General features: G+C 43.3%; 28 protein-coding genes. 21 read left to right on the plus strand and 7 right to left on the minus strand.

Annotated features, from left to right (window positions below):
• Positions 1-47: 47 nt before the first annotated feature.
• The gene (locus K1F36_RS15045) at positions 48-659 is read right to left on the minus strand and encodes a hypothetical protein (RefSeq protein WP_220114582.1); all 612 of its coding nucleotides are present in this window, start codon (positions 657-659) and stop codon (positions 48-50) included.
• 232 nt (positions 660-891) lie between these two features.
• On the opposite strand from K1F36_RS15045, the gene K1F36_RS15050 reads away from it, so the two are divergent.
• From K1F36_RS15050 to K1F36_RS15070, 6 genes are all read left to right on the plus strand, one after another.
• Complete coding sequence (locus K1F36_RS15050; RefSeq protein ID WP_220114583.1) at positions 892-1,341, plus strand: ferritin-like domain-containing protein; 450 nt, start codon at positions 892-894, stop codon at positions 1,339-1,341.
• A gap of 141 nt (positions 1,342-1,482) precedes the next feature.
• Positions 1,483-1,857, plus strand: a complete 375-nt coding sequence (locus K1F36_RS15055; RefSeq protein WP_220114584.1) for a DUF892 family protein — start codon at positions 1,483-1,485, stop codon at positions 1,855-1,857.
• Between the two features lie 191 nt (positions 1,858-2,048).
• On the plus strand, positions 2,049-2,366 hold the full coding sequence (gene hpf / locus K1F36_RS15060) for a ribosome hibernation-promoting factor, HPF/YfiA family (RefSeq protein WP_220114585.1): 318 nt from the start codon (positions 2,049-2,051) through the stop codon (positions 2,364-2,366).
• Positions 2,367-2,369: 3 nt separating this feature from the next.
• Positions 2,370-2,933 carry a type 1 glutamine amidotransferase domain-containing protein gene (locus tag K1F36_RS15065; RefSeq protein ID WP_220114586.1) on the plus strand — a complete coding sequence of 188 codons (564 nt, stop codon included), beginning with the start codon at positions 2,370-2,372 and terminating at the stop codon, positions 2,931-2,933.
• A 428-nt stretch (positions 2,934-3,361) separates the two neighbouring features.
• Positions 3,362-3,484: a hypothetical protein gene (locus tag K1F36_RS20190; RefSeq protein WP_258539094.1), complete on the plus strand. Its 123-nt coding sequence runs from the start codon at positions 3,362-3,364 to the stop codon at positions 3,482-3,484.
• Between the two features lie 983 nt (positions 3,485-4,467).
• Positions 4,468-4,749 carry a SemiSWEET family sugar transporter gene (locus K1F36_RS15070; RefSeq protein ID WP_220114587.1) on the plus strand — a complete coding sequence of 94 codons (282 nt, stop codon included), beginning with the start codon at positions 4,468-4,470 and terminating at the stop codon, positions 4,747-4,749.
• 135 nt (positions 4,750-4,884) lie between these two features.
• On the opposite strand, the gene K1F36_RS15075 is transcribed toward K1F36_RS15070, so the two are convergent.
• Complete coding sequence (locus tag K1F36_RS15075; RefSeq protein WP_220114588.1) at positions 4,885-5,370, minus strand: YciE/YciF ferroxidase family protein; 486 nt, start codon at positions 5,368-5,370, stop codon at positions 4,885-4,887.
• 537 nt (positions 5,371-5,907) lie between these two features.
• Between K1F36_RS15075 and K1F36_RS15080 the strand changes: the two genes are divergently transcribed.
• Positions 5,908-6,429: a DUF421 domain-containing protein gene (locus K1F36_RS15080; RefSeq protein ID WP_220114589.1), complete on the plus strand. Its 522-nt coding sequence runs from the start codon at positions 5,908-5,910 to the stop codon at positions 6,427-6,429.
• 19 nt (positions 6,430-6,448) lie between these two features.
• On the opposite strand, the gene K1F36_RS20195 is transcribed toward K1F36_RS15080, so the two are convergent.
• The 3 genes from K1F36_RS20195 to K1F36_RS15090 form a co-directional block, all read right to left on the minus strand.
• Positions 6,449-6,655, minus strand: a complete 207-nt coding sequence (locus K1F36_RS20195) for a hypothetical protein (RefSeq protein WP_258539095.1) — start codon at positions 6,653-6,655, stop codon at positions 6,449-6,451.
• Between the two features lie 127 nt (positions 6,656-6,782).
• Positions 6,783-7,097 (minus strand): hypothetical protein, encoded by a 315-nt coding sequence (locus K1F36_RS20200; RefSeq protein ID WP_258539096.1) that lies wholly within the window; start codon positions 7,095-7,097, stop codon positions 6,783-6,785.
• 98 nt (positions 7,098-7,195) lie between these two features.
• Positions 7,196-7,708, minus strand: a complete 513-nt coding sequence (locus K1F36_RS15090; protein ID WP_220114590.1) for a pyridoxamine 5'-phosphate oxidase family protein — start codon at positions 7,706-7,708, stop codon at positions 7,196-7,198.
• 751 nt (positions 7,709-8,459) lie between these two features.
• On the opposite strand from K1F36_RS15090, the gene K1F36_RS15095 reads away from it, so the two are divergent.
• From K1F36_RS15095 to K1F36_RS15110, 4 genes are all read left to right on the plus strand, one after another.
• Entirely contained in the window at positions 8,460-9,644 is a 1,185-nt protein-coding gene (locus K1F36_RS15095) for an MgtC/SapB family protein (protein WP_220114591.1), read from the plus strand.
• A 226-nt stretch (positions 9,645-9,870) separates the two neighbouring features.
• On the plus strand, positions 9,871-10,611 hold the full coding sequence (locus tag K1F36_RS15100; protein ID WP_220114592.1) for a phosphatase PAP2 family protein: 741 nt from the start codon (positions 9,871-9,873) through the stop codon (positions 10,609-10,611).
• Positions 10,612-10,871: 260 nt separating this feature from the next.
• Complete coding sequence (locus tag K1F36_RS15105; RefSeq protein ID WP_220114593.1) at positions 10,872-11,972, plus strand: AI-2E family transporter; 1,101 nt, start codon at positions 10,872-10,874, stop codon at positions 11,970-11,972.
• 625 nt (positions 11,973-12,597) lie between these two features.
• Positions 12,598-14,394 carry a ParB/RepB/Spo0J family partition protein gene (locus tag K1F36_RS15110; protein ID WP_220114594.1) on the plus strand — a complete coding sequence of 599 codons (1,797 nt, stop codon included), beginning with the start codon at positions 12,598-12,600 and terminating at the stop codon, positions 14,392-14,394.
• A gap of 41 nt (positions 14,395-14,435) precedes the next feature.
• Here the strand turns inward: K1F36_RS15110 and K1F36_RS15115 are convergent, their stop codons facing one another.
• Positions 14,436-15,236, minus strand: coding sequence for an SOS response-associated peptidase (locus K1F36_RS15115; protein WP_220114595.1), 801 nt, complete (start codon positions 15,234-15,236; stop codon positions 14,436-14,438).
• A gap of 83 nt (positions 15,237-15,319) precedes the next feature.
• Here K1F36_RS15115 and dinB point away from each other — a divergent pair, with 83 nt between their 5' ends.
• The 3 genes from dinB (at position 15,320) to K1F36_RS15130 (ending at position 20,257) form a co-directional block, all read left to right on the plus strand.
• Complete coding sequence (gene dinB, locus K1F36_RS15120) at positions 15,320-16,534, plus strand: DNA polymerase IV (protein WP_220114596.1); 1,215 nt, start codon at positions 15,320-15,322, stop codon at positions 16,532-16,534.
• 1 nt (position 16,535) lies between these two features.
• Positions 16,536-19,517, plus strand: a complete 2,982-nt coding sequence (locus K1F36_RS15125) for a DNA polymerase III subunit alpha (RefSeq protein ID WP_220114597.1) — start codon at positions 16,536-16,538, stop codon at positions 19,515-19,517.
• A gap of 179 nt (positions 19,518-19,696) precedes the next feature.
• Positions 19,697-20,257 (plus strand): hypothetical protein, encoded by a 561-nt coding sequence (locus K1F36_RS15130; RefSeq protein WP_220114598.1) that lies wholly within the window; start codon positions 19,697-19,699, stop codon positions 20,255-20,257.
• A 165-nt stretch (positions 20,258-20,422) separates the two neighbouring features.
• On the opposite strand, the gene K1F36_RS15135 is transcribed toward K1F36_RS15130, so the two are convergent.
• Positions 20,423-20,623 carry a hypothetical protein gene (locus K1F36_RS15135; RefSeq protein WP_220114599.1) on the minus strand — a complete coding sequence of 67 codons (201 nt, stop codon included), beginning with the start codon at positions 20,621-20,623 and terminating at the stop codon, positions 20,423-20,425.
• 238 nt (positions 20,624-20,861) lie between these two features.
• Here K1F36_RS15135 and K1F36_RS15140 point away from each other — a divergent pair, with 238 nt between their 5' ends.
• The 7 genes from K1F36_RS15140 to K1F36_RS15170 form a co-directional block, all read left to right on the plus strand.
• Entirely contained in the window at positions 20,862-21,215 is a 354-nt protein-coding gene (locus K1F36_RS15140; protein WP_036385938.1) for a single-stranded DNA-binding protein, read from the plus strand.
• 61 nt (positions 21,216-21,276) lie between these two features.
• A complete protein-coding gene (locus K1F36_RS15145; RefSeq protein WP_090294766.1) occupies positions 21,277-21,726 on the plus strand; it encodes a JAB domain-containing protein in 450 nt (149 codons plus the stop codon).
• A 141-nt stretch (positions 21,727-21,867) separates the two neighbouring features.
• The gene (locus K1F36_RS15150) at positions 21,868-22,065 is read left to right on the plus strand and encodes a hypothetical protein (RefSeq protein WP_220114600.1); all 198 of its coding nucleotides are present in this window, start codon (positions 21,868-21,870) and stop codon (positions 22,063-22,065) included.
• A gap of 297 nt (positions 22,066-22,362) precedes the next feature.
• Positions 22,363-22,542, plus strand: a complete 180-nt coding sequence (locus K1F36_RS15155; RefSeq protein ID WP_220114601.1) for a hypothetical protein — start codon at positions 22,363-22,365, stop codon at positions 22,540-22,542.
• Between the two features lie 470 nt (positions 22,543-23,012).
• On the plus strand, positions 23,013-23,597 hold the full coding sequence (locus tag K1F36_RS15160) for a BfmA/BtgA family mobilization protein (RefSeq protein ID WP_220114602.1): 585 nt from the start codon (positions 23,013-23,015) through the stop codon (positions 23,595-23,597).
• Positions 23,598-23,599: 2 nt separating this feature from the next.
• Positions 23,600-24,619: a MobB family relaxase gene (gene mobB / locus K1F36_RS15165; protein WP_220114603.1), complete on the plus strand. Its 1,020-nt coding sequence runs from the start codon at positions 23,600-23,602 to the stop codon at positions 24,617-24,619.
• Between the two features lie 12 nt (positions 24,620-24,631).
• Positions 24,632-26,173 (plus strand): type IV secretory system conjugative DNA transfer family protein (locus K1F36_RS15170; RefSeq protein WP_220114604.1); only part of this gene is annotated, 1,542 nt, incomplete at its 3' end.

Genomic DNA, 26,173 nt, shown 5'->3' on the forward strand with positions numbered 1-26,173 from the left:
TTATTTCAAGGAGCGGTCCGCTGGGCCATCTCTGAATAATTGCTCCTTTATAGGAAATCTATTTGATTCAGTTGTGAAAATTTCGTCAAAAAATGGGCGTAGCCAAAGGAATCCTTGATATCTAGATAAGCAGAACCCATCATTTCTGCAATGATGGTTCCGTCCAGTTTCAGGCATTCATCCCCAAACCATTCCAAGGCAAAGGTGTGCCACACTTCTTCATAAATTTTAACGGTTGTATACTCTACTTGACATCCAAAATCCAGTTCTTCGGTAATGGATTTGGGCTCAATTGCACCATTTTCCTGAGTTAACTGCACAAGTTTTTGTTCTTTATGGACCGGAATCCAATCGCAATGTTGAAAATCAGTTATGTTGGTTAACACTGAATCTTTCTCCTCCACATTGAAGCTCCATTTTATGAACTCATCAAAACAGCCCCAAATGTTATCGTTGAGCCCACCATATGCCCTTGAGCCCACACGATGCTTTATTTCAATTTTCCCTTCTCGAGTCTTAATGCCAATATCCACATTGTTGAGATCGAGGTAAAAATCGGTCCGTGTGTTGGTTGATGTGCAATTGAGTTGTTGGAACAGATGTGCAAATTGCTCTTTTTCATTTTGAAAAAACCATCTTATTTCTCTGGTTCTGTACATAGTTTGTCGTGTTACACCACAGGTAAACTGGAAAACTAATAAAACGACATTTGGTCGAATGACTTCAAACCGTAAAAAATTAACTGTAAGCATTTAAGGGTATAAACAAACACTACCAAAACGTATTGAGTCCACAAGATTATTCTTTGCATCAAACAAATAGAAACTTGAGAAGTAATTTTAAGGTAGATGCTAAACGGTAGGCATATTTGTTACCGCAAATTTTAATACTATGAATAAGGATATAAAAGAAATCGAGGATAGTATAAATGACATTATCCAGAAAAATGAAGATGCCATAAAGGGCTATGAAAAGGCGGCCGAAAATGCCGAAGCCATTGGACTGAAAAACTATTTTCGCACCAAATCCGAGGAAAGGAGAACTTTTCTGGTTGCATTAAAATCTTCTGTACCGGAATTGGATACCCGCGAAGATGTAAGCGGTAGTGCCACAGGAGCTATGCACAGGACTTGGATGGATGTGAAGGCATTTTTTTCGGGAGACAACGATGAAGCCATGTTGGAAGAGGCCATTCGAGGAGACAAAGCTGCTATAGAGGAGTACAATGATGTGCTGGCCAATACTGCTTTGCCTGCAAAAACTGCCCAAATCATTAGGGAACAGCGAGATTGGATTGCAGCGACTCTGAATAAGATCAAGAGATTGGAAGATGTAAAGTAGGGTTTGGTCAAACTGTAAATATTCAGCTAATAATGGACTGATCTTGGTCTAAATACAAGTGATGGTTTTTACATGATTATTAGGGTAAAGTACTGACAATTGTTGGATGACCAATTTGCTACCACACGAAAATTAAAGACAATGAACAAGGAAGAATTATTAGGAAAGGAATTAAGTAACTTGTATGCCATTTCAAAACAAGTCAATCACTATTTTAATGGTAGCGACATAAGTTTTCTGTCCGAACGGATACAACAACTTTTGATGAAATATGTAAAATTTAGTTGTAACAATGAGGAACGGGTTAGCGAATCATTACGGAGTCTGAATATTAATCCAGGAAATACTAAAGATTCAATAGTCCAGGAGATTATAGAGAACCTCAACGAAATAGCAACGCAAAAGGAGTATGCCAGAGAGGTCAGGGAAATGGGCTTTATCATGTCATTGAACCGTTTGATTAGTTACCACATGGCAAATATCAATAATTTGGATTTCCGAAGTAGAGATATGTAACCTCGCAGCCCAGGTAAGATAACTTCCAAACAATGAACGGTAAGTTTATTGCATGATTTACTTGATGCTGTAGTTAAAATGGTGAAAGCCATGTAAAAACTTTATGAATCCATACTTCATGCTTTCAGGTCGATTAACCTGAACATATTCCCATATTATTCTTTTACAGTACAAATCATTATTAAACAGTTATGCAAATTATTTACGAATACCACGATGTTGCACAAAGTGACCGACTGGAAAAATTGGCAAAAGAGAAACTGGAGTACCTAAAAAGGAAATTTGATATAATTCTTCGTGCCGATGTTTTTTTTAAGTATGAGAATACGTCTTCCCCCGGTACTGGCAACATCTGTAATATACGCTTGAACCTTCCCGGACCAAGATTGTTCGCAGAGGCAAGCCACGAGAATTTTGAAAATTCGATTACTGAATCGATTAATAATCTGGAACACCAGCTCCGTAAGAGAAAAGGGAAAAATGAAAGAATATTAACAAGAAATTATTGAAACATGAGATTAGAAGATAAAAAAATCGCAATTGTAGCAACCCATGGCTTTGAGAAATCTGAACTGTTTGAACCATTGAACGCGTTAAAGGAGGAAGGTGCCCAAGTACATGTCATCGCCCCAGAGAGTGGCTTTATAAAAAGTTGGGACCAAAAGGATTGGGGTGAAAGCATATTGGTGGACATGACCTTGGCCAATGCAGCCCCATCAGACTATGATAGTTTGGTGTTGCCTGGAGGAGTCATGAATCCCGATATGTTGCGCACCAACAAGGATGCCATTCAATTTATTCGGGCCTTTTTCCAAGAGGGTAAGCCGGTTGCTGCCATTTGCCATGCACCTTGGTTGTTGATTGATGCGGGCGTTTTGCAAAATAGAAAAGCAACTTCCTATAAAAGTATTAAGCAAGATATCATCAACGCAGGAGCCAATTGGCTGGACCAAGAGGTTGTTGTGGACCAAGGCATGGTAACCAGTAGAAATCCTGACGATTTACCTGCATTTATACAGAAAATTGTGGAGGAAACCATGGAGGGCAAACATAAAGGGCAAAGTTTAAACGCCTAGGTTGTTTTCGGCATTACTGAATCTTTAAATGGCAGGGGCCCGCAAATACGAATGCATTTTGGATTTGATTGAATGTATAGTTTGCAAAAAAAAAACAATTACGAACAATGATTTATACCAATAAAATGGAAACGGACCATGACAAAATCACCCTAAAAATAGGTGAAAATAAGTAAGGTTAAAGGAAATTGTCGATACATTTAAAAGTACAATTCCTCACATTAAGTACGACTAAGGGTCGTGCTTTTTATTTCTTTTGAATTCCTTTATTCTATCTATTAACATTGTAATTAGGTCAAGAAATACAATGGCCACGTATAAAACTCTCATTTTAGTGGAATTGTACAATAAATTCGAAAAATTGTATAACATATCCGGCCAGAATTCCGGCATCTTTGAACTAACGCTAAATAACTAATTCTACTATCATGAAAAATAAACAATATGCCAAAGTTGGGACTGTTCGTAAAAAAGTCGCCCCCACCATGAACAAGCCTTTAAAGGAAAGGACTTTAATTAAAGAAGAATTCAATTCTGAAGAGGCAGTCTAGTTTCAAAATGAGCCAATAGACTCTACAGTAAACCTATTTTTAGCCCTATAAAAGAAATAATATGCAAGCCACACACCATTAACTCAACACGCCTAACACCAAACTTTGGGGAAGTATATCGAGACTCAAAGGGGATTGCATACTCCAGTTTCATAATCGGAATGGTAGGTGCACAGTTGTTTCGGTGGATTTGGCCGCAGGTATCTCCTATAGGGAATTTGATTTGGACTTAGCGAAATAACTCCAGATGGAGATGAGCAATGATAGAGGGACGGTTCCTTTTTTATTTTCTGCCCGGAAGGAAACCTTCAATTTAAATGTATAAAAAAATGGTTAGCAAAAACAAAATATTGAAACTTCCGACAATGCTTTTGGCAAGCAATCAAAGTGCACTGAACTAAAGCATGTCGAATAGACCACATAATTAATCAAACAAAGCGCTTTAAATATTCCAGTGATGGTCTACTTCGAATTACTATGAGGAATGCTATAGGAATTTAACTAAGGCATAATAGTGTTTTTCGTTAGTTGGTTGTAGAAGGGGCGGGCGCACATTGCCCTTTCCTTTTTCGATGGAAGACCGTAGCCGTTGTATTCTGCAATATTTGGTAGTTTTAAACTAAAGCTAGGCATTATTGTCAATATAGCTTTCCCAAAAGGAGCCGCTTGCGGATGGATGGAAAGCTACCAAATATTTAAAGCACCTTTAATGAGGAACCAAATCTATTGAACAAAATTATGAAGGCCATTGATCAGAATCACTTAATACGGCTATCACACCACTCGGGCGGAGATTGCTTAAACGGCTCTTTGGCCAGCCGCTTCTTGTTTAAGAATGTTCATAGCAGGGCTTCTTCAATATTTTTACGGTTTCTCTATGTTATGTATAAGAGCCTACCGGAAAAATCGAAAGAATCAGAATTTTATACAACCGGCTCCAAAGTTCCGAATGAATTCTTCCAGAAACTGTCAATTTCTAGGTAATGGAATGGGTAGAGATTATAGGCATTCTTGCAGGCTTTTTTACCACAATAGGTGCAGTGCCCCAAATTGTAAAGGCGTATCATAGCAAAAGTGTGGGTGATGTATCGGTCTGGATGTTTTTTGCCATACTTGCCGGAGTAATACTATGGACGATTTACGGTTTGATCCAAAAAGATTGGCCAATCATTATCACAAATGGAATTTCTATGCTTTTGAACGGTACAATGATCTATTTCTATTATAAATTCACTGAAAAGTCTTTCACCCGGAAAAAGCGGTAGGCCAAGCTTTTTCAATTGGAACATATATTCATACTATCCGTGGTACTTCTGATTCAAGCTGATAGGACTATGGCAGGTAGACTGCAAAAAAAAAGGCGGACATAAGGGTCCGCCTACAAATCAATTTATGGAAGTCTAGGCCTTTGCTTCCTCATTAATCCTATTTTCGGCAAGCTTGTCCATCTTCTCATCTGCATCATATTCTTCGTCCAATGTAGTCTGCAATTTGCTGGCAATATCATTGAGCCCCAATTGCTTTGCAAATTTTACCGCAGTTCCATACCCTGAAATCTCATAATGCTCAATGCGTTGGCAGTTTGCAATAATTCCTGCATCCCTAACATCACTATCTGCATCTTCTTCTAGAAAATGCGCTGTTTCTTCAATGAGCCCTTTCATGGCCTTGCACTCTTCTCCGAAAGGATTAATTCCAATTTCTGTGCAGATTTCCTTGATTCTTTCCTTGTGCTTTTGGGTTTCTTCCTTGTGGGATGCAATGGCGTTCTTCAATTCGCTGTCATTCACATTTTGCATGACTTTTGGAAGGGCATCCAACAATTGGTTTTCCGCACTGTACAAGTCCTTTAATTGATGTTCAAATAAATCTTTTAATGTCTTCATTTTTCTTAATTTTTATTTTTTAAATAAATAGGGGCTTTTCCTAATCGTTTACATATTCTACCCTAATATAACTGGTCCAAGGTTTATTTAAAAACCCAGACAGGGAATGGGTCAATTATTGAATTTTTAAGATTAAAAATTGTCTGATACGGGAAATAATGTAGTTTGTCCAGTTGGTCAATGCAATTAAAACAATGGGAAATTTTCTTATTCAAGGTTAGGACAATAAAAAACCTGAGGCATTAGATCTTACTGGATCGGATTTAATCAAAAGTGTAGATTCCTTTTGCACTAAAGATAGATTTCATGCGATTAAAAAAAATTATCTGGCTGCTCTATTTTTACGGGGATTAAATTCATCCTGTAAAATTTAGACCTATCTGCCCTTGAAGGTAACTTGCAACGAACCCTTAGGCTTTTTTTGCAGATTGTATTCCGATGATATGTGGGTAAAAAGCAGAGGTAAAGGACAGTATAATATTTTGATTGGATTGACCAATACCAACCGTTTAAGAATTAACATTAAATATATTGATTATGAGTGATTGGTTCGAGTTTTCATGGGAAGCCTTTTTTGCTATTTTGATCACGGCCACTGGTATTTACCTAGTCGTTATTTTAATGACCCGTTTATGTGGTAAGCGCAGTTTTTCCAAAATGTCAAGTTTCGATTTCGCGATGACCGTTGCCATTGGGTCAATCATCGCTTCCACGATCTTATCGAAATCCGTGAGCCTAATGGATGGTATTGTTGGAACTGTGGCAGTCTACCTGCTTCAAATCTTTGCAGCTTTCATACGGCGCAGCGATACAGTTAAAAAAGTAATGGACAACGAACCTCTTTTGCTCATGGATGGTTCGCTTATTTTGGAAGATAATCTGAAAAAAAGTAGGGTGGCGAAATCTGATTTACGGGCTAAGTTAAGGGAAGCCAATGTTGTGGAACTTTCTGAAGTTAAAGCGGTTGTTTTTGAGACAACCGGTGATATTTCCGTCCTTCATAAAGCGCATGACCGACCTGTAGAGGATTTTTTATTGGAGGATGTGGCCCGCAGTTGAATAGCCTTTTTTTATATGTTTATTTTCCCAACAACAATTGGCTGGCATTTTGCCCACTTTTCTTTTTCCCATCATTTTCCTCCTCATTAGCGGCAAGATAGTGGTCTGTATCTCCCAGACCTACTATTTTAATAATATTGACCACTTTATCGTATAGCATTAAGGCTACAATGATGAGGGCGGCACTTAAGATGCTAGAAATCGCCAAACGGGAATAGTAAATCATTTCAAACCAGTTGTTGGGTACATTATCTGAATCTGTAACTGGCAGATTGAATAGTGAAAGGAGATCAATGCTGAAATAAAGAGTGCTGTGTCAAACTTGGCGATTTGAAGTACATGACGGTCGTTTTTTATTTTAATTTTGAACCTGTGCTTAGACCTAACAATGTGAGAAGTAATGTCAAAATGGTCGCCGATGCCAAAATTATGGTATTGCAAAGCATACTAAGTCCTTCAAGTGAGTTTTTTATCAGTACTTTGGCTTCATCACCACTGAGTTCCCCGACAGAAAAGAACCGATCAATAGTATGGCCAATGAAATTGGCCCACCAATCAACGCCTTTTAAAGGGGACAGGTTGTAGAGTTTCAGTGCCTGTTTCTGGTTTATAACAACATACAATTGGATGGTTCGGTCATCCCAACGAGCGTTAAATGGGATAAACATAAGAGCACTGTTAACCAATAGTGCTTTTATTCTTTTATGCATTCAACAATACCTCTCCTCATCCACAATTTTCCTAAAATGATGGCTTTTTTCAAATTTTACTTTGGGCTATGCAATTCCAAATCGCCCTCTTCACCCAAGTCTTGCTTTTTTCCTGTTAAGGCCCCGATGCCCATTTTCAACAAACTTGCGAACTTTCCGTGCCTGGTATCCCAGTAATGCGCATCCTCTGGAATTACTTTTATTGCCGTAAGGTTAGGATCGTCAACGCCATCGAACCAAGTATCGTCCGATTTCCCATAGTACTTTTCCAAGACTGTTCTATCCGTGGTGATAAATGCGTGTCCATATACGGTCATGAACTCCATATCACTTGGTTTGGAATAAATCAACTGAATGCTTTTATCTGAGTTTAAATAGGAATTATGTTCACTATTTTTATTGCTCAAAAACCAGATGCACCCTTCATCGTCCACTTCCTTGGTGCTCATTGGGATTGTATGCGAGGGCTTTGACCCAAGATTGGTTTCCATAATGGCAATATCGATATCTTCTGCCAGTTCTTTTATTTTTTGTTTTGCCTCGTTGCTAAAAAGATTTTTGGTCCCCATATTTTAAAATTTATAATTATAGCGGAAAACTACATCAGAGTTCAAAAAAATGATATACCAATACAATCGGATTTTGACTCGATAAATTTCCAGGTTAAATTAGATTCTTAACCTTTTTTATGGCTCTTTGACAGGTGCCCCAAATACACTTCTAAAAAAAGAGTCTTTTGAACTTCAATTATTAATGTTATCATGAGTTTCATATTTATTTTGTATACCCGTTTTGGAATTTGTAAAATACCTTTTTATGTAAAGATTTGAGATAGTAGTTTCCGTTAAGCTGTAAAAATTAGCTTAAAAGAATAAAAAAATGCCCCATTTGAGTTATAATCACAAATTTCATCAAACAATTTCTACCTTAATCATGACCAACTGATTGGCTCATGACTACCGAAATCATGCTTGTGTTTCTTGTATTGCTGACCACTTTGATCCTTTTTGCATTGCAGGTGTTATCCGGTTGAAAAGATTGCTGGTAGGCTATCAAACCAATACCCCTGTGTACCGTATCGGTAACTATAGGTTTAAACACTTTTTTATCATTGGCGGTATACTGTCGCTGATACTTTGGGCTGTGGCCACTTTGCTTTTGGAAAGGATGTTGTAGTCGACACGCTTTATTGTTTTGAATTAATTGTTTGAATGGACAAATGATAAAATCAACCTCGATCGGCAGCAGAATGGCAAATGTATTAGTGGGTACTTGAAAGTTGATCTCATTATATTTGAATACGAATAACCTTGATGATAAATGGATTATAAAGATATTACAACATTGGGCATAGCCTTCGGTCTCGGACTTTTAGTTGGACTGCAACGTCAACACACCGATAGCAAAATGGCAGGGGTACGTACTTTTACGCTGCTTGCCATTTTGGGTACTGTCAGTGGTTTTTTGGCCCGTGATTTTGATAATCCATTTATTCTTCCTGTTTTCGGTATTGCAATTGTTGCCCTACTGGTCGTTGCAAATGTCATTAAGCTTAAAAAATTTGATGACCCGGATGTCGGTCAAACGACTGAAATTGCCGCATTGTTAATGTATGCGATTTGTGCACATATGGTAATGGGTGACAGGGTTATCGGTATCATTGTAGGTGGGGCTTTGGCAGTTCTTCTCTATGTAAAGGAATATTTGCACGATTTTATTGAACGTTTGAACAACAAGGACCTAAAGGCTATTATGACCTTTGCCGGCATTTCACTGGTAATTTTGCCCATTTTGCCCAATACGACCTACGGGCCCTTAGATGTGCTGAATCCCTATAATATCTGGCTAATGGTCGTATTGATCGTAGGTATTAGTGTAATTGGTTATTTTATTTACAAATTTGTTGGTAAAAAGACAGGTATAATTTCCAATGGGGTATTAGGAGGGTTAATCAGCAGCACCGCAACAACGGTGAGTTTTGCCAGAAAAACAAAGGATACGCAATCCATAGACAAGATGGCGGCGTTTATTATCACCACGGCATCCGCCATTGCCTTGGTGCGTGTGATGGTGGAGGTGGGTGTCATTATTCCCCAAAAGTTATCACAAATAATGCTTCCCTTAACTGTTGAGTTTGTTGTAATGGTTGCAATTTGTGTTGGCCTGTTTTACAAAATAAATAAGGAAAGTGATGACAAAATGCCAGAACCTGATAATCCAGCTCAATTTAAGAGTGCCCTGATTTTTGGTCTGCTCTATGGGTTGATACTTTTGGCGGTTGCATTTACAAAGGAAGAATTCGGTAGTGGGGCCTTGTATGTGGTTGCAATTATTAGCGGTCTTACCGATGTTGATGCCATAACCCTTTCACTTTCACAGCTCATGAAAAATGAAGGTCTAAAAACTAGCACGGGATGGCGCTTGATTCTTTTGGCTTCATTATCAAACCTTATGTTCAAAGGGGTGATGGCAGCAATACTTGGAACAAAACAATTGATGAAATAGATTGGCATTGCTTTTGGAATTTCAATAATTGCCGGCTTATTGATCATGTGGCTCTGGCCCGATAGTTGGCACTTTTAAGGACTGTCCCATTCATTGGACATAACCCCAATGAAAACATGTAAGTGCACACCACAGTACCAAAACACATTGTGGATGCCATTTTTTAAAAACCTATATTTTGGCTATTGGGTAAAATAAGAAATTGGCGTTCCCAATTAAAAGCAATATGAAACAACTTTTAAGGAATCTTATAAACAAAATAAGAGGCTTTTTATCCCATCAGCTTAAAAGGTACGATGGAAAATTACCATATATCATAACCGTGGGCGTTGCCTTTATCATAGTGATTCTCGGAATCAATTTGTTTATTGAACTCACGGATACGTTAACCACGGATACGTTGGCGACATATGACCAAAAGGTAACAAATTATGTACTCTCGTTTCGTAATAGCAAGTTGACCAACTATTTTTTATTTATGACTCACTTAGGGGATGTGAAAGGCTACCTAATAGTACTTGCACTGGCCGTACTTATTTCGGCTTTCATTTACAAGCGGTGGAAGCATATTGCCCAAGTTGCATTTGTACTTGCACTGGCATCCATTTCCAATATAATATTAAAAAGGGCCATTGACAGGGCAAGGCCTGGGATAGAACATCTTGTTTCGGTTGAAACTTTGAGTTATCCGAGTGGTCACGCGATGAGTGCCATGGCTTTCTATGGATTTTTAATTTATTTGTTTTACACTTTTACGATGAAAAAACTATTAAAGTCCATAGCGATTGCACTTTGTATTCTAATTATACTAAGTATTGGAATCAGCCGTATATATTTAGGCGTGCATTTTCCTTCAGATATTCTTGGAGGGTTCATTGCCGGAGCAATCTGGGTGTTTTTTTGCATTCTACTTTTCAACCTAATGGCCCTATTTGCCAAAGACCCAAGAACCTCGCCCAATCCTTAATGGAAAGCCATATTAAAAATCTTGTAACAGGTCAAAAGACCCCAGATGTTATTGTTTTATAGGAAGTAAGATTATCCAATTTATCGTTTTTGAGCTAACTTTTAGTTTTTTTCAGATAATGAGTTCGTTGGAGAATTTTCATTTTTGTTAGTTGGACAGATATTCTTTTAAAATCACGTCATGAATGACAAACAAAAATACGAATCGGTTTTTAATATAATAGGTTTATAATTAATAACTAAATACAATGTATCGGTGCGATGAAAGCTAGAAAAATCGCAAAAGGACTCTATAGTTCCTTCCTGCTTATAAGCGGTACTTTTTTACTGCTTTATTTTTTGTATTTGATTCGAGCCGTAATCGCTTACATTGTGTGCGCCATTATTTTTGCGTTAATCGGTAGACCACTGGTGCTATTTTTGCAGATTAGGCTACGGTTTCCCAAAACTCTTGCTGTATGCATCACCATATTTCTTCTCTTTTCCTTGCTTATTGGGTTACTTTTTCTATTTGTTCCATTGGTATCGGAACAAGGAGAAAAGCTGGCACTTCTGAATTTAAGAAATATGCAGGCCGAGCTGGATCTTTTTTTTCATGAACTTTCAAACTCCTTTGGAGCTTCAAAAAAAATCGTGGAGGAAATTGTAGAGGATGTAAATATCGAGGAATCTGTAAAAAAGGAAATAGAAACTGGTTTCCTGAGGCGTTTTCTGGATTCTTTTTTTGAAATTATTGGAACAATGAGTGTTAGTCTTTTTTCTATAATTTTCATCACTTTTTTTCTTTTAAAAGACACCGATATCATTCAAGATACGTTGGTAAGTATGTTTAGGGAAGACCATAGACCTCGCCTTATAAATTCTTTTAATGTCACCAAAAGCCTATTGTCCAGATATTTTATAGGCCTTTTGGTCCAAATGCTGATATTATTTGCCATTTATGCGGCCACACTCACAATTATAGGGATTGAGCACCCACTTGCTATAGCTTTTCTCTGCGCATTGTTCAATATTATACCTTATGTTGGCCCGATCATTGGTGCCGTTTTTATGATGGTGTTTACCGTTACCAGCAATGTTGATTTAGATTTTGGTTCAGAGATTCTCCCGAAATTAGGGTATGTTGCCATTGGGGTGGGCATAGGCCAATTCATAGATAATTTTTTCTCTCAGCCATTTATATTTGCCAACAGTGTCAAATCGCATCCCTTGGAAATTTTTTTGATAATTATAATAGCAGGGCTGCTTTTTGGTGTAGTGGGGATGATAGGTGCCGTTCCTGGGTATACTGTTCTGAAAGTAATATTAAGGGAATTCTTTCCTAAAAACCGCATCATCAAGGCACTTACCGCCCGAATGTAAATCAATTCGTGTATATAAAACAGGATTGGCTGTATTTTCCTTTTACCAAATCCGGAGATCCTCCGATGGCAATCAAACACTGGATATATCATATCCATGCTACCTGCTGAATATTTTAAATACAGCTTTTGTGCTGCGACAATTGGGTTGGAAGAGTTCATACTGGATGAGCCGAATAGTTAAGGCCACCAAAAACGGAAAATTTGAGCCATCAATAGTTGGTTTGAATGAATTGAAAATTAGATTTTCGTGTTGGTTTTGAGGGTACTCACTTTGCATCGGCTAAGGGGGGTATACTATGTCCGGCGTTTCTACTCAATGAAAAGGAGCTGATAAATATACTTTGTTTTACCCAATGAACATTTATTTCCAAAAGGATGAAAATTGGTTTTTTATCAATGAATGGTTTTGCTGGCAATTATTGGGTTGTATAAAACTTAACTTTCCTGCGATAATTATTATTTAACCAATATTCCCGAAAGTTAAGCTCGCACAATTTTCTCGGACAAGGGACGGCATAAAGCCGTTGCCGATGTCACTATTTATTCCGTTTCCTTGCCACTTCAAAATTTTGTCTTCCGCTTGGTATTGCGCTTAAATATTGTTTAACCAAAATCCAAAAATCATGGAAACACAAACAAAACAAAGAGTGACACAAAAAAGAGGTAAAAGACAAACCTCTAAGTCGAAACAAGCAAAAGGGATTGGAAAAGTGGAAAACGTTCCACAGATACAAATGTTGGAAATCGGTTCGGTTTCGCCAGATCCGGAACAACCCCGAAAAACCTTTGATGCGCAAAGTCTGAATCATTTGGCACAGAGCATTGCCGAACATGGGGTATTACAGCCCATCACGGTACGAAAAATGGATGAAGGATTTACCATCGTCATAGGGGAACGTCGGTTCCGTGCCAGTAAATTGGCAGGATTGACTACTATCCCTGCCATGGTAAGGGACTATGTCGACACGGAAGTTCTGGAAGTACAGATCATCGAAAACCTGCAACGGAAGGATGTGGAACCCACAGAGGAGGCCGAGGCCATACAGTTTCTGTTGGACCATTACGAACCTGGTGAGATTGCAAAGCGTTTGGGGCGTTCCGAGAACTATATCCGCCAGCGAATCAAACTGGCAGGTTTGATCGAGGGATTCAAGGCCTTTGTCCGAAATGGGGATATGACGATTTCCCTTGGGGTGGCAGTGGCGCTTTTTGAACCCGAGGAACAGCAGATGATGTTTGACAGTCTGGAAGGAGAATACCAAGAACATCGAATCAAACGGATGATAGAAAGCCGGACCTTTGACCTGACCAAAGCCTGCTTTGAAGTGACGGATAATACCTTGGTGACCAAGGCAGGGGCTTGTGATGTCTGTCCCTTCAATGCCGCCAACCAAGGGAACCTATTCGGGGAAGGGAAGATGGTCTGTACCCGGACATCTTGTTTTGAGACCAAAAAGACCAAGACCTTTATGCAACTCTTGAAAAGAGTGAAAAAGCAGGGTTTGAGACTTGTACCCAACATCAGCAAATACTGGGTGGATGAGGAACGCAACCAATGGGTCATGGCCCAAATGGAAAAAGTGGGCCTTGAGGTACATTTGACCAATGAGCTGGACATTTTAAAGGAGCCTGTTGAGCCTACCATGGAAAGCATTACAGAGGAGCACCGACACTATGAATACACAGAGGAAGAATTGACTGAATTCCTGAATGAGGCTTTAGAATCCTTTACTGAGGAAAAGGAGGCATGGGACAATGCCATCGATCATGGGTTTGAAAAGGGTATCCTTCTGGAAACGGATACCTACTTGACACAGGTCATTTTTGTAAGGGTCAGGGAAGAAACCAGTGAGGAAAGTCCAGGTGCCAAGTCCTTGGAGAAACGTAAGATGGCCGAGTGTACCCCAGAGGAACAGATCATCAAGATCAATGCTCGGGAACTTCGGAAAAAGCAGATCGAGAACAACAACCAGTTCAAGGAGGTCGTGGATATGGTCCGAGATACCGATTATATCAATCGTAAAAAACCGTTGTCCACGGACGAGATGGTGGCGATTTCCATCTCACTGTTCGAGAACAATCTGGGCTGGCATGACCAAAGGGAACACTTTGGGGATTTCCTTGGGGATGATGACCAATTGTCCAGAGAAGAGCTGGTGGCCCGGTTCAAAGAAAACTTCAAGAAAGAGACGTTGTACAAACTGCTCCGGTTCCTGTTGACCCGTCAGGTGCACCTCGGGGAGAGCAATCACACCAATGACCTTACCAATCAATCCTTTTATGTCGCAATGCAATCCTTCTACAAGGACAAGATCTCGGCGATTGAGGACACTTATGCGGAAAATCGTCAAAAGCGTGAAACAAGGATCAAGGAAAGGGTCACTGCATTGGAACAGCAGGCCAAGGCTTTGGAAGACTAGTTTGGATTACGGGAGGGGTCTGGCAACAGGCCCCTCTTTTTTTATGGTAAACCATAGGAAATGGACACTTCTTCGTAATCCACTTTGTCTATGATACCGGGATAATTGGAATCCACACTTCTGCTGTATAGATCCTTGGTGATGGGATAGGCTTCGAGATTGCCTTCCCATAAATCGTCATCAATGAGATCTTGAACGTCGGATTCATTGTTGCCGTTATGTAACCAAGCATCCAAGTTTTCGTCATCAATGATGACCGGACGTCGTTTCTTTTCGTTGTGGATCTCGGCGAACATGGGGGTGGCGTCCTTGGTGAGCACGGCAAAAGTCCTTCTACCATCAAGGGTGTTGGTATAGATGCCCGCTAGGTATATGGGGTCGCCGTTCTTTCTATGGAAGTAAAAGGGAACCTTAAAATCCTTGCCCTTGACCTTCACTTTCGTATTGTGTGGTTCGAAGAAACCATCCACGGGAATGATGCACCGCTGGTTCTCCCAACAGTAGCGGTACATAAAGTGGTCAAAGAGGCTTTCCGATTTGGCGTTCAATCCCCCAAAGGTCTTGGGGTTCTTGAAATACTCCGTATAATTTTCCTGTTTTTCCTTAGGGGGCATAATGCCCCACATGGCAGGGAGCATATTGTTGGGCTCTTCCTGGCCCAAGGTCCACATCACCGGGTGGCTCCAGCCGTTAGCATGGAAATAGATGAGTTCCAGGTCGGTGTCGAGATCGCCGTACATGGCCTTGACGGAGAGCAATTTCTCCAGTTCCTTCCGCTCGCGGGTCTGTCTGGTCGAATAGCACATCTTGAGGTTGCTTTTATATAGCATTAAGATAGTCATAATTGTTAAAATTTTGAAACAGTTTATCGCTTTGCTTACATTTGGATATTTTCCAATATATAGGAATATATCCAATAATTTTTATGAAGCCCACCATTCTCCATCTCGATCTGGATACCTTCTTCGTCTCCTGTGAACGGCTGCTGGACAGCCGTCTGATGAAGCGGCCCCTCTTGGTCGGTGGGTTGGGGGATAGAGGGGTGGTCGCGGCCTGTAGCTATGAGACCCGGCGTTTTGGGGTGCATTCAGGGATGTCCATGAAAGTGGCCCGGAGGTTGTGTCCTGAGGCCACCGTCATCAAGGGGAATGCGGGGACCTATATGAAGTTCTCGGACAACGTGACCGAGATCATCAAGGAAAGCGTGCCTGTCTTTGAAAAGGCCAGTGTGGACGAGTTCTATGCGGACCTTTCGGGTATGGACCGCTTCTTTGGTTGCTATAAGTACGCCTCGGAAATGCGGCAACGGATTTTAAGGGAAACGGGATTGCCGATTTCCTTCGGACTCTCCCAGAACAAAGTGGTCTCCAAAGTGGCTACTGGGGAGGCTAAGCCCAATAACCAGATGAAGATCGACCTTGGATTGGAAAAGGAGTTCTTGGCGCCCCTGCACATCCGTAAACTGCCCTCGGTGGGGGAGAAGACCTATGGGCTTTTGTCCAATATGGGGGTGACCACCATACAGACGGTGCAGGAACTGCCCTTGGAGATGTTGGAAAGTGCCTTTGGCCTGCACGGACGTACCATTTGGATGCGGGCCCAAGGGTTGGACAATTCCCCCTTGGTCCCGTTCCATGAGCGGAAATCCATTTCCACGGAACGTACCTATGGGAAGGACACCACCGATATGGTCAAATTGGAGACCACCTTGTTCGCCATGGCGGAGAACCTGGCCTACCAATTGCGTCGGGCCAATAAGATGACGGGCTGTGTGAGTGTGAAGATTCGATATAGTGACTTTAAGACCTACACCAAGCAGAAACGGGTTCCCTATACTTCTGCGGACCATGTATTGGTACCCTTGGTAAAGGAACTCTTTACCTCCCTTTATGACCGAAGGATGCTGATCCGCCTGGTCGGAGTCAACTACAGCCATATTGTAGGGGGCCACTATCAAATCGACCTCTTCGCTGATGATGAAAAACTGCTCAACCTCTATCAGGCCATGGACCGGGTGCGGAATCGATTTGGGGAATCCAGTCTGATGCGTGCCTCGGCCATGGGGGCACACAGTATAGGAAGGGGAGGTAATCCCTTCGACGGACAACCACCCATCTTATTGGCACATAGACAACAATAGCATGTACCTGAACTGTCATACATATTATTCCTTGAACTACGGGGTGCTCTCCGAAACCGAGCTTTTGGAATTGGCCCGTGCCCATGGGGTGGAAACCTTGGCCCTGACCGACATCAACAACAGTTCAGCAGGCATGAACTTTGTGCGACTGGCCAATGAGCAGGGGATACGTCCCATTCTTGGGATTGATTTTCGGAACGGGAACGTACAGGTATTTGTGGGACTGGCCCAAAACAATGAGGGGTTTCGGGAAATCAATGCCTTTCTTTCCCAGCACCTGCACAAAGGGACACCTATTCCAGCAGTGGCTCCAATTTTTGAACATGTCCATGTCATCTATCCCTTCGAGAAGATACAGGAAGAGGAACGAACGGACTTCCGGGCCTATGAATACATAGGGGTATCCATGGATGAGCTTCGGAAATTACGGTTCTCCAAGTATCGGGAGTATACCGATAGATTGGTGTTGTTGCAGCCCGTGAGCTTTCGCAGCAAAAAGGATTTCAATACCCATCGGTTGCTTCGGGCCATAGGCTTGAACACACTATTGAGCAAACTCCCACAGTCCGAAGAGGCCAGACCTACCGATACCCTCCGGCCCATGGAGGAATTGAAAAAAGCTTTGGTTGATTTTCCGCATATCTGGGAGAATACACAGCGGTTGATGGATTCCTGTTCCATTGCCTTTGGGTTTGGAAGCCATAGAATTTCCCAGAACCAGTCCCGTTTTTTGGCGTCCAAAGCAATGGATGTGGAACGGTTGCGGGAACTGGCCTTGGAAGGGTTGCCCCGACGTTATGCGCATCCTACGGAAAAGGTCAGGGAACGTATGTTCCGGGAACTGAAGACCATCCAAGAACTGGATTTTGTGTCCTATTTTTTGATCAACCATGACATTGTCTCCTATGCCAAGTCCAAGGGTTACCCCTATGTGGGCAGGGGGAGCGGGGCCAACAGTCTAGTGGCCTACCTGATCGGGATCACCGATGTGGACCCCATTGAACTGGACCTGTATTTCGAACGGTTCATCAATCCCTTTCGGGCCTCGCCCCCGGATTTTGACATTGATTTCTCCACTTGGGACCGGGACGATGTCACTGCCTATATCTTCAAACGCTTCGAGCATGTGGCCCTTTTGGGTACCTACAACACTTTTAAGTATAGGGCTGCCGTTCGGGAACTGGGCAAGGTGTTCGGTCTGCCCACCGAGGAAATCGATAGGCTCAGTGCAGGTCGGTACGAGCAGGGAGCCTTGGACGAACTGGCCCGATTGGTGCTCAAATACGCCACCTATATCCATGGGATGCCCAATTACATCAGTGTGCATTCCTCGGGGATCCTGATCTTGGACCGTTCCGAGCATTACTATTCGGCCACGACACTACCACCCAAAGGGTTCCCGACGGTGCAGTTTGATATGATCATTGCAGAGGATGTGGGCCTGTTCAAGTTCGATATTTTGGGGCAACGGGGATTGGCCAAGATCAAAGAGGCAGTGGAAGTCATCAAATGCAACCAACCCGATGCCGTGCTTTGGGATATCAAGAGCGTGGAGGCGATGAAGCAGGATGTCAACATCAACCGACTGTTGAGTCAGGGGAGGGCCATTGGGGCCTACTATGTGGAATCCCCGGCCATGCGAGGGCTGATGAAAAAGCTACGGACGCATGATTATCTTGGACTGGTTGCGGCCAGCTCCGTGATCCGTCCAGGGGTATCTTCATCGGGGATGAAGGATGAATACATCCGTAGGGAACGTGAACCGGAACGCCGCAAGGAGGCCAATCCCATCCTGTTGGAGATCATGCCGGAGACCCACGGGATCATGGTCTACCAAGAGGATGTGCTAAAGGTGGCACACCTTTTTGCAGGTCTGGACCTTGGAGAGGCCGATGTGCTGCGACGGGGGATGAGCGGAAAATTCCGTTCCCGGGAGGAATTCCAGGCAGTGAAACTCAAGTTTTTTGAAAACTGTAAGCAGCGGGGGCATGATGTCGCCCTGACCCAAATGGTCTGGGAACAGATCGAGAGCTTTGCGGGCTATGCCTTTGCCAAGGGACATTCCGCTTCCTATGCCGTGGAAAGCTACCAGAGCCTTTACCTGAAATGCTACTTCCCCTTGGAGTTTATGGTGGCCGTGCTCAACAATGGGGGAGGGTTCTATGATACCGAACTTTATGTGCATGAGACCAAGATGTGGGGCGGGGTCATCCATCCACCCTGCATCAACCGCAGTGGCCATGTCAATGCCATCTATGGGAAACACATCTATTTGGGACTGGGACAGCTTCGGAGTCTGGAACGCTTGGTCATCCAACGCATCCTCAACGAAAGGCAGCTCCATGGCAAATTCCGGGATTTTGATGATTTTATCGACCGTGTCCCGATTGCCATCGAACAGTTGACCATCTTGGTGCGTATCGATGCCTTTCGGGGCTTTGGCGTGCCCAAGAAGCAAGTGCTTTGGCAGGCCGTGTTCAAGACCAAGGCCCATCGAAAGGAAACAATACAGAAACTGCTGTTCAAACCCAATCACAGGCATTTTACATTGCCGCACCTGCCTTCCCATCCCATTGAGGATGCCTATGACCAAATGGAACTTTTGGGGTTTCCGTTGTGCGGGTATTATGAGCTCATGGAAGGCAAGATAAAGAGCCGGTTGACCGCCGGTGATTTTGAGGCCCATGTCAACCAAAAGATCTGGATCTATGGTTCCCTAGTGCATACTCGACTGAACACCACATCCAAAGGGGACACCATGCGCTTTACCACCATGCTCGATCTGGAAGGTCACTTTTTTGACTGTGTCCACTTTCCCCAAGCAATGGCATCCACCCCCATTCATGGAAAGGGCATCTATCTGTGCCACGGTACAGTGACCGAAGAGTTCGGGCATTTCAGTCTGGAGGTGGTTACCACACTCAAACAACCATTAAAACCTGACCCAAGGCAGGTAAGTACGGGTGCACTGATGGCCAAATAATAGGGTGTAGAAGCTATTCCGATCAATACTGTCCAAAGATAAACCCGGAAAATATTTCTCGGACAAGGGACGGCATAAAGCCGTTGCCGTTGTCACTATTTATTCCGTTTCCTTCCCACTCCAAAATTTTCCCTTGCGTTTGGCGGTCTGCCACTATTGTTCAATTTAAAACGCAAATCATGGAAAAACAAAACGTAGTGCAACTGGATTTTGGCTTTGAACTGGAGCCAACGAAAACACCGAATCCAACCCCTAATCCTAAGTCCCTTAAGAAGGATAAATCTGATTTTGTCATTGACTTTGTGGACCTATTGCAAAGTCCCATCATTGTGTATCCATCCCAATGGCAGGATGCCGTTCCCAAAGACCTTTTAAACAATATTACCATGGCCCGGATGTTGACCCAGATGCGTGGGGAACACATGGCTTCCTTGACCGAGGTTGTGGCCTATATGATGCCCAGGACCTTCGAATCTCCCATGCCCAGCGAATGGGTGAACATCTACACTTGGTGTGGGCTCCAGTATGCCAAGACCTTCAAAAAAACAGAGCAGATGGAGGCCATGGAAGAAGTGGCACCAAAACAACTGTCCGAATATGAGATGGGCCTTTTGAAAAGGTTACGGATCTGGATCTATGAGAAACGAAGAAAGGCCTTAAAGGACAGTATGAAAACTTCAACGCCCAAGTTGAAGGAACCTTCCCCTAACGATCAGGCAGAGCTGTTCCAGAAAGACTAAAAAGAAACCAAGTTCTAGGATTACTGACTCATTACTATCGCAATAGTTGTTGTATTGTCATTCGGCCAATATGGAAGTCGTCCAAACGGATTTTTGGTGCGTCCTTCCTTTGCAAACCCTTCTTGGGGCTTTGCCTGTAAGGTCGCAAATCCGTCCGTCCGCCCATCAAATTTTAAGGGGTCCATAATAAAAGAAGCCCTTGTTGTTTTTCGGGGCATCGAAAAACAGGGCAGGGCCCAAGGACTTCCAATCAGGACACCATTGCCTTCGGTCGCTTAACTTCCCGTACGCTCTCTTGCCAATGGGTCGGATGGAATTCCTAGGGCCCTCATTGAACCTGTCAAGGCCAAGACAGGTTTTGTCCATAAATAGGGTTTCCACTTCCTTGAAAATCCCAGGATTTTACTACGTCGCGGAACCTCCCGATTTCAGTCCAAAAGCCTTGACAGAACCCCCTTCTTTTATTGTGCTACGCACGTAAGAAGCAAACAAACGCCCCTTAAAATTTGGGAAACAAAGACCAAAAAAATAGAAGGGAAATTTTTAACCCTGTTTGCTGATCTGTCCAATTAAGGAGGACGGCAGGCCTTTAAAACTTTTTATCATGAGTACATTGAGAAACAAAGTGCAACTTATCGGAAACGTGGGGCAAGACCCTACCATTACAGACCTTGACAAAGGCAAACGTGTGGCACGGTTCACCATGGCCACCAATGAACATTACAAGAACTCCGAAGGGGAACGGGTGACCAACACCGAATGGCACACCATCATCGCATGGGGAAAACTGGCGGACATCATCGAAGGGTTCGTGACCAAGGGCAAGGAAGTTGCCATTGAAGGGAAATTGACCTCCCGCTCCTATGAGGACAAAGAGGGCAATAAGAAGTATGTGACCGAAGTAGTGGCCAGTGAGATCCTGCTTTTGGGTGGTGGTGATAACAATACCACCGAGTAAAATGGATAGGGGTGTCCACCTTTTTGGGCATCCCTTTTTTTTCATCCGTAAAACATTTGAAATGGAACACCGTGTCAATGAAATACAGATCAGTTATCGGGAAAAGCTCAGTACCCTGAAATCCCTTTCCGTGACCAATTCCAACGAGGTGGCAAATCTATTGTTCCAAAATTGGGACAACAAGACCATAGGCCTACATGAGACCTTTAAGATCGTGCTGCTCAACCAGTCCAACAAGGTCAAGGGCATTTATCCCTTATCCCATGGGGGCATAACGGGAACATTGGTAGATTTGCGCATCCTTTTTGCCATTACCCTAAAGACCCTTTCCGTGGGAATCATCCTTGCCCATAACCACCCGTCTGGACAACTCAAGGCCAGTTATCAGGACAAACAATTGACCCAAAAGATCAAAGAGGCAGCACAGCTTTTTGATGTCAAGATTTTGGATCATATCATCCTTGCCCCTGATGGACGATACTACAGTTTTGCGGATAATGGAATCTTATAATCCAATGGTCATGGAAGCGAATACAGATATGACCGGTCTTGAAATAGGGTCGGAACTGCAACATGACCTTGGGGATTATCCCGATGGTTTTAACCCTAGCCTTTATGATTTGTAAGCAATGATTTTCTTTAGCATTGAATTATGGTCTATTTGAATTTTACCAACCTCGATGGCGAAACCCAGGAACGCTTGCTTTCCGTATCCAAGGAAGATGTGGAAAGCCGTGCCGGGACCGAACTGCGCCAATTTGCAGAAACCCACGATAAGGATTATGATGCCCTTTTGGAAGAAGAGGCAATGCGAAATCTATACAATTATGATTTTGTATTCAATATGTGAACCCTTAAACCAACCATCCATGCCCATCCATTATGATGGGCTTTTTTATGCCCTTAATATTGGTTGGGTCGAACACCCAAATACGAATTTGGGAAATTCTTGTTTGTAAAGTGCAGGTCAACCCCAAAGATCACCTATCCCTTATTTGACCGCAAGTTCGCCCTTCAAAAATGTTCCCATCAAAAGACTACGGCATAAACCGTTCGTACCTCACTATTTATTCCGTTTCCTTTTGAGCTGAAATTTTTGGAAGTGCGGGGATGCCCTCAAATAATTGATAATTTAAAATCATGTACTATGAAAGCAATTGTAAAAAAGTCATTGGAGATCCCAGCGAAGAAACACCCAAAGAAAAGCATTGTCAAAAAGACAGCGGATGCTACGGTGGACAAAACCTACTCCCTGGTGGTCAATCTCTGGATATTTCGGTATGAATACTACAGGGAACAGACCACTACTGTCCCATCGGAGGACTGACTGGAAAAAGACCCTTGAAAAAGGGTCTTTTTTTTGGCGTTGCCGGCGAACTCCTGACGTTGTGGAAACCCAAAAAGGGCCGTTTCATATATGCTGCGGGCAAATGATGCCATTTGCCCGCAGAACGCATTTTTGTACCTAGAGGAATGTGGGTATATTTAAGAGGCTACATCGTAGCAAAGTTTGCGCGGCATCCCAACTTGATTTGACTTTCCAAAAGTCCGTGCTCCATAGGGTAAAATATGATAAGGGACGGCGGTCTTTTTTAGATGGTTTGTGCGATGCTTTTTGGGCCCCTGGCGCAAAAAGGAGAAGCAAGAGGGTAGCACGCTCGCGCGTCCTACCGATCATGATTGCTGTGCAAGGTCCCTGTATATGGGCATTTGGAGATTCAAAGCGATTCGGGTCCAAGTGATTTTTGTTGAAAAAATGGCCCCGGCCCAGTAAAACCAAGGAATTTTTGTTGAAAAATGGATAAAGGATACGAAAAAGAGACGTTTGCAGGATTGAGAATCAAGATATCGGTGGCCTTGAAATTCAGGAGCTTTTCCAAACGACAAGGGAAATCCCATTCCATGACCCTCTTGGCCATGGTGGAGTTTTTTGAGCACAACGGGATCTCCCCTGATGAGCGGATGCACGAGACGATCGCCAGCCTCAAATACCTGATCAAACGCCGCTTCAATGCCATGATTGCCATCATGCGCAGTATCGAAAAGGAACAGACCCTGCCCACGGTGAGCATGATCCAAGCCCTCTTTGAGCAGGAGCTGGCATCCGATGATGAGGAATGGGACAGCGATTTTGATTTTATCGAACAGCAATTGACCGAGGCCAAGCCATCCAACGAGATGGAATCTTTTGATGGGGAGGTCACCGTGCCCAAGATCCGTTATGACCGGCTGGCAGAGCAAATGGAAGAGCTCAAGGAGGATTTTGCCTATGTGCTGGACCATGTGAGCGTATACCACAACCGCTTTGGGAAGGACCACCTCAAATTGGATTTGAACCCCGAAGCCATTGAAAAATACCGAACAAAACTTAAAAAACAATAAGTATGTACATCGCCATCACACGCCAACAACTGGGGGACAATTTTAAGGGCAGTGCCCGGGATTTTGTCAATTATCTCGGAAAAGAGAACGAAGGGAGGGAACCGGAACTACAGGAAGGGTATTTCAATCAGGAAGAGAACAACATCGATGCGGAGCGGGTCATTGCCGAGATCGACGCCAATACGGCCAAGCTCAAGAAACGGGAGCCCAAATTCTATTCCCTGGTGGTGAGCCCTTCCCAAAGGGAACTCCAGCATATCGGAAACGACCCCGAAAAGCTACGGCAATACACCCGTGAAGTCATGCAGGCCTATGCGGCCTCCTTTTACCGGGACCGCGAGGTGACCGTCAAGGACATCCTCTATTTTGCCAAACTGGAGCGGGAACGCACCTATTCCGAAAAGGACCGTGAGGTCAAAGAAAACCAGGCCCATGCCAGCAAGATCTTGGAACTGCAACACCGGGTCAGGGCCATTAATGAAGGGCGGGAGCAAGGGGAAATTGCCAAGTTCAGGGAACAGATTAATGCCCTTGAAAGGGCGGCCCCACACCAACTCAACGGTAAGCGTATTGTTCCTGGCATGGCCAAGGAGGGCCACCAGAGCCATATCCATATCATCGTCAGCCGGATGGACAGGACCAATACCCATAGCCTTTCCCCGGGCTCCAAGTTTCGAACTTCCGAGACCACGCTCCATGGACAGACCGTCAAACAGGGCTTTGATCGGGATAAATTCTTTAGGGCAGCGGAAAAGACCTTTGATAAAAAGTTCGGGTACAAAAGAAATTTTGTGGAGACCTACCATGCCCGTAACCTCTTGGACAAGGATCCGAAACGGTTTTTTTCGGCATTATTGGGCTTGCCCACGAATGAACGGCAAGCGGCCAAACAGTTGCTCTTCAAGGCAGGTGTAAAGGTACCGACCATACCAGTCAACAAGGCACAATTGGCCTATAAGGCGATGATGCAGCTCAAAAAAGGGATCGGAAAGGCTTTGGAATCAGGTTCGATCGGAATTTAAACACTTTGGAATATGGAAAATATGGGATGGATTGAATCAGTTGTGGGTTTGGTAATCGGGGGAGGAATCTCATTTGTGGTCAATCGGTATCTCCGGTATGGGTTTGTGTATGTGGTTGCGGGGCTTGTTGTCCTGATATTGTCTATTGGATGGACCTTGGGTTGGGATGTACTGTTGGAGCAGTCAATGGTCCTTTGGCTCCCTATATTCTTTTTACATACTGTCATCTATGGTCTGGTTGATCATTACAAGGATTACAAAAAGTCCTCCAAGGTATTTGAGGTCAAATTAAAGGTCAATGGCAGGTCCCTGGTCCTGGGGAACATTCGTCGAGGCGTGTCCGTGATGGCCTCCGCAGGGAGTGGGAAGACCGAAAGTGTGATCTATGGGTTTTTGGAGCATTTTATAAAAGAAAGTTTCTCAGGGGTCATACACGATTACAAGGATTTTGAGATCACGGAAATGGCTTGCCCCCTTTGGAAGGACCAAAAAGTGCCCTTAAAGATCGTGTCTTTTGGACCCATTTATCATCGGGTCAATTCCATTGCGCCCCGTTACCTTCCTGATGAGGAAAGTGTCCATGAGGTGTCCCGGGTACTTTTGGAGAATCTAATGGAACACAGGGACTCCGACGAGAACAGTACGTCCCGTTTCTTCAAGGAGGCGGCAGAGGGATTGATTAGTGGGCTGATATGGCGGCTTAGGACAGACTATCCGGATTTCTGTACCCTGCCCCATCTGATGGCGCTCTACCAACAATTAGGGACCAAAAGCTTGATCAAGTTTTTACGGGAGAATCTTACCTCAAGGGCCATGGCGGATGCCTTTATCAGTGGGGTAGGTTCGGAACGACAGACCGCTGGGGTCATGAGTACTTTGGCCAATGCCATCAAAAAGATCAGTACCCGAAAGATTTTTTTGGTATTATCGGCCGATGAGATTCCACTGGATATCAATAATGGGGAGAATCCCTCGGTCATAGCCTTGGTGAATAATCCCCAAAAGGATGCTTCGCTTTCCCCGGTGATTGCCACCATTACCCATACAATATCCAAACAGTTGAGCCAACGCAATCGAAGACCTTCATTTATGTTGTTGGAAGAAGCTTCGACCCTACGATTGTTGAACATGCACCGCATACCGGCCACCCTTCGGAGTTATGATATTGTGAGCGTATATGTGCTACAGGATAAGGTCCAGAACGATATGATGTATGGAGAAAAGGCTAGTAAGGCCATTTTGTCCAATCTGTCCTACCAGTTCTTTGGGAAGGTCAATGATCCCGATACTGCAAGATATTATGAGCGGTTCTTTGAACTGGTCAAGATGCCCACCCGTAGTGTGAGTAAGAGCTCGGGACTAAGTCTAGAACGACGCATAACAGAAGGGGAGCGGGAGGTCTCCAAACGCAGGGCAGAGGTATTCTTTCGGTTAAAACAAGGGGAGTTCGTGGTCTTTGCCGATGGGAAGGACCGGAAAGTGCAGTTTCGAAAGCCTGAAATTCCAAAAGGATTGCCCAAACCCCTTGAAATCAAGGAAGGGGATTTGGAGCGA

It is taken from the genome of Flagellimonas abyssi (assembly GCF_019457905.1).
Taxonomy (GTDB): Bacteria; Bacteroidota; Bacteroidia; order Flavobacteriales; family Flavobacteriaceae; genus Flagellimonas; species Flagellimonas abyssi.